The sequence below is a fragment of the Novosphingobium sp. genome (genome assembly GCF_041915465.1).
In the GTDB taxonomy this organism is placed as follows: domain Bacteria; phylum Pseudomonadota; class Alphaproteobacteria; order Sphingomonadales; family Sphingomonadaceae; genus Novosphingobium.
On record NZ_JAYSBK010000169.1, the window covers coordinates 1 to 3,132 of the forward strand.

The following is a 3,132-nucleotide window of genomic DNA, read 5'->3' on the forward strand; positions in this document are numbered from 1 at the left end:
AAGTGGGACAGGGGCTGTTGCCCCCGCTGATCGCGATGGGTTTCATCTACCTTGGCTGCCTGCCTTCAACGGTCCAGTCAGGCACCGCCTATACCTCGCTCGCCGGGGGCAATGTGGCGAGTTCGGTCGTTGCTGCGGCGCTGCTCAACATCCTCGGCGTGTTCGTAACCGCGCCGCTGTTCTCACTGCTCGCCGGCGGGCATGCGGCTGGTTTCCATTCGGACGGGCTGCTCAAGGTCGTGGGCATCCTGCTCGTGCCCTTCATCATTGGCCAGGTGCTGCAGGACCGGGTCGGAGGCTGGATCAAGGACCACCGCCCCTTGGTAACCTGGATGGACCGCGCGACTATCGCGATTGCCGTCTATGTCGCCTTTTCGGGCGCGGTGCTGCAGCGCTTCTGGATCCAGGTCGATCCGATCGGCTGGGCCTGGCTGGGCGGCGGGACCGCGCTGATCCTGCTGATCGGACACCTTGGCGCCTGGCTGCTGGGTGGAGCGCTGCGGCTTCCGCGCGGAGACCGGATCGCGATGCTGTTCGCGGGCGGGCAAAAGAGCATCGCAATGGGCGCTCCGCTGGCGACCGTGCTGTTCCCACCGGCGATTGCCGGCACGATCCTGCTGCCGATCCTGCTTTACCACCTGTCCCAGCTGGTGATCGCGGCACCAATCGCGGCGCGGATCAAGCAGGGCGGCTGACGTCTCAGTCGGCCCGGACGGCCTGCTCGATCTCGCTATCGGGCATGCGCCGGTTGTGCCGCACCGACCACCACAGTGACAGGGCGATCAGCGCCGCACCGATTAGCCCGGTCACGGTCTCAGGGATATGGAAGCGCGAGGATAGCAGCATGATCGCACCGAGCGCGATGATCGCCCAGAACGCGCCGTGTTCGAGATAGCGGTATTCCGCCAGCGTGCCCTTCTGCACCAGCATTACCGTCATCGAACGCACGAACATCGCGCCGATCGACAGGCCGAGCGCGATCACCACCATGTTGTTGGACAGCGCAAAGGCGCCGATCACCCCGTCGAAGCTGAAGCTGGCGTCGAGCACGTTGAGGTAAAGGAACCCGCCCAGTCCGGTGCGCACAATCGCGCCCTGCGCCGCCAGCGCCGCGTCGCGCATCTCGAGCAAGGTGCCCAGCGCCTCGACCGCGATGAAGGTGACGATCCCGAGCGTGCCGGCGACCATGAAGGTCAGCGCATCGGGATCGGGCAGCAGCCGCGAGATCAGGTAGAGCACGACCAGCAGGATCCCGATTTCGGCGGCCTTGATGTTCGAGATCTTGGCCAGCTTTTCCTCGACCCAGACGATCCAGTGAACGTCCTTTTCGCCATCGAAAAAGAAGGTCAGGCCAACCATCGCGAGGAACGCGCCGCCAAAGCCGGCAATGCCGACATGGGCGCTGGAGACGATCGCCTCATAGCGGTCCGGCTCGTTGAGCGAGAGATGCAGCGCTTCCTGCGGCGAAAGGCCGGCCGCGACCGCCACGATGGCCAGCGGGAACACGATCCGCATGCCGAACACCGCGATCACCATGCCCCAGGTCAGGAACCGGCGCTGCCAGATCTCGTCCATGTCCTCAAGCACGGCGGCGTTGACCACGGCGTTGTCGAAACTCAGCGAGATTTCGAGGATCGAGAGCACGATCACGATCCACACCAGACCCAGCGTCTGGGTGAGGTTGCCGGTCAGTTCCCAGCCATACCAGGCGCCGAGCAACAGGCACACCAGCATGAACAGGAGCGAGCCCTTGTAATGGCGCAGCATCGTTGGCGTCCGGCTTACTTGGGTTGATAGGTCTGTTCGGCGCCCGGGAACGAGCGGGCGCGCACTTGCGCGGCATAGTCTTGCGCCGCGCCCGAAATCACTTCGGCCACGTCGGCAAAGCGTTTCACGAAGCGGGGTACGCGTTCGAACATGCCCAGCATGTCTTCGGTTACCAGCACCTGTCCGTCGCACTGGGCCGAGGCGCCGATCCCGATGGTGGGGCAGGAAGTGGCCTTGGTCGCGGCGATGGCGATGGGTTCGACCACGCCTTCAATGACGATGGCAAATGCCCCGGCCTTGTCGAGCGCGACCGCGTCGGACACGATTTTTTCCGCTTCGGCGTCGCTGCGTCCGCGCGCGTTGTAGCCGCCCAGCACGTTGACCGCCTGCGGGGTGAGGCCAACATGGCCCATCACCGGAATCCCGCGCTGGGTCAGGAAGGCGACCGTTTCGGCCATCGCCGCGCCGCCTTCGAGCTTGACCGCGCTGGCCCCGGTTTCGGCGAGCAGCCGCGAGGCGCTGGCAAAGGCTTGTTCGGGCGAGGCTTCATAGGTGCCGAACGGCAGATCGACCACCACAACCGCATGGTACGATCCGCGCACAACGGCCGCGCCGTGGGCGATCATCATGTCGAGCGTGACCTGCAGGCTGGTCGGCAGGCCATAGATCACCTGGCCGAGCGAGTCCCCGCACAATAGCAGGTCGCAGTGCGCATCGAGCAGCTGCGCCTGACGAGCCGTATAGGCGGTGAGCATCACGACCGGTTCGGCCGTGACGCCGTCCACTTTGCGCTGCCGGATCGCGGGAACCGACAGGCGCCGCAGCGGCGAAGGGGTGGGATGGGCGCGGCTGGTGGCCGTGTCGAGCTGGAAGGTCGTAGACATGGACCCGCTCTTAGCGTGTCTTTCGCATATGCGAAAGCAGGCGCGATGCGACCGGTGTCCGGGGGCGGGCTGGGGGCGGCAGGTCAGAACTCCGGGGATTGGCGGGCAGTTACCGCTTGCCAAGCGCCGCGCCGCCGCTAGCTTCCGCCTCAGGAAATATCGCAGGCCTCGCCATTGCCGGGGCCGCGTGCATTTAGGGGAAACGCATGTTCGGTCGCGTCAAGTCACTCGACGCCATCCTGGCAACTGCTGAAAAGAAATCGCTCCATCGCTCGCTCGGTCCCGTTCAGCTCACGCTGCTCGGGGTTGGTGCGATCATCGGCACCGGCATTTTCGTGCTGACGGCCGAGGCCGCGCAAAAGGCCGGTCCGGGGATGATGCTCAGCTTCGTGATCGCCGGGTTCGTCTGCGCCGTTGCGGCGCTGTGCTATTCGGAACTGGCCTCGATGGTCCCGGTTTCGGGTTCGGCCTATACTTACAC

General features: G+C 65.2%; 4 protein-coding genes. 2 read left to right on the top strand and 2 right to left on the bottom strand.

Annotated features, from left to right (window positions below; translation table 11 throughout):
* Positions 1–695: bile acid:sodium symporter (locus ACE3SN_RS16525; RefSeq protein WP_374531881.1), on the top strand; the 695-nt coding region annotated here is incomplete at its 5' end.
* A gap of 4 nt (positions 696–699) precedes the next feature.
* Here ACE3SN_RS16525 and ACE3SN_RS16530 read toward each other — a convergent pair.
* Both ACE3SN_RS16530 and panB read right to left on the bottom strand, forming a co-directional pair.
* Positions 700–1,767 (bottom strand): DUF475 domain-containing protein, encoded by a 1,068-nt coding sequence (locus ACE3SN_RS16530; protein WP_374531883.1) that lies wholly within the window; start codon positions 1,765–1,767, stop codon positions 700–702.
* Between the two features lie 14 nt (positions 1,768–1,781).
* Positions 1,782–2,651, bottom strand: a complete 870-nt coding sequence (panB, locus tag ACE3SN_RS16535; RefSeq protein WP_374531885.1) for a 3-methyl-2-oxobutanoate hydroxymethyltransferase — start codon at positions 2,649–2,651, stop codon at positions 1,782–1,784.
* Between the two features lie 206 nt (positions 2,652–2,857).
* On the opposite strand from panB, the gene ACE3SN_RS16540 reads away from it, so the two are divergent.
* The coding region (locus ACE3SN_RS16540) for an amino acid permease (RefSeq protein ID WP_374531887.1) at positions 2,858–3,132 on the top strand (275 nt) is incomplete at its 3' end.

What these genes read in the sequence shown, in the direction of transcription:
- ACE3SN_RS16530 (WP_374531883.1), bottom strand. Translation starts at nt 1,767, where the DNA reads ATGCTGCGCCATTACAAGGGCTCGCTCCTGTTCATGCTGGTGTGCCTG.
- panB (WP_374531885.1), bottom strand. Translation starts at nt 2,651, where the DNA reads ATGTCTACGACCTTCCAGCTCGACACGGCCACCAGCCGCGCCCATCCC.